Annotated in this window: 1 pseudogene; it reads right to left on the bottom strand. The window is 53.8% G+C overall.

Features of this window, described 5'->3' with window-relative positions:
* Positions 1 to 756 precede the first annotated feature (756 nt).
* Positions 757 to 900 (bottom strand): annotated as a pseudogene (locus SOP95_RS31495) (RHS repeat-associated core domain-containing protein); the annotation flags it as partial.

Here is a 900-nt window from a genome sequence, read left to right on the forward strand (position 1 = left end):
TATGCGAACCGCGGCGGGCTCGCCGTTGAGCGTGACCGTCACATCACGTTTGTTCGCACCGTGCCCGCTCTCCGTTAGTTTTTTGACGGATTACGGAATCATGCGCCTGATTCGTAAACTAATACTTCGAGCCTCGCTGATCATGATTGCCTGAACAGCTGCCCGAGAGTGTCCGGCTTGGCGGAGTTGCGCATTGCGCGCCTGCAGCGCGGCTCTGATGGCTTCTCTCCGATGCTGGATCCGAACCTCCACAAATTGTCTGTCTTGAGCTTGTCCTGCGGCTATGCGACCTCGCGGATGCGTTCCGGTAGCATCACCGCCCCCCCTAAGTCGATTGTGTGTATTTTTCGGCCCATGTATCGAACTTGTCCATGTGTCACTCTGAGGGACGGCTCGATTGATCCGTCCGGCCAGCAGATTTGGGTTCAAAGCGTTTGAGCGCGGAGCACTGAATGCGTGGTTTGTAAGTCCAGCCGCAGCTGCTCCCTCTACATATCCAGGATGAGACTTTGCGGGGGTATCCACATTATGGATTGCTGGAGAGTAGTTTCCTCGAGGGCCCGGTGCTGAGGCAGTAACAGAACCCAGTGTTTTTAACGCCCCCAGTTCCCCTGTTTTTTCAGGACGCATTGAAAAAGGAGACAATTTTGACTCCTTCATAGGTTTCCAGGAGTTAAAAATTTGCCTGCGGCTTGGTCCCGTAATGTCAGGGCCACCAAAGAAAAAATCGAAGGTTCCGGATAAAAAGCTGCGCCAACCTGCATGTCCTGTCGGATCTGAATCATTCACCGGATCCCCCCCAACATACGTATACGCATTCAACCCACCCGCCCCAAACGGACTCCAACTGTCCGGGCTATGAAAGCGCATCAACCGAGGGTTATAGACCCGATAACCATT

Source organism: Pseudomonas sp. YuFO8, assembly GCF_035065025.1.
In the GTDB taxonomy this organism is placed as follows: Bacteria; Pseudomonadota; Gammaproteobacteria; order Pseudomonadales; family Pseudomonadaceae; genus Aquipseudomonas; species Aquipseudomonas putida_AE.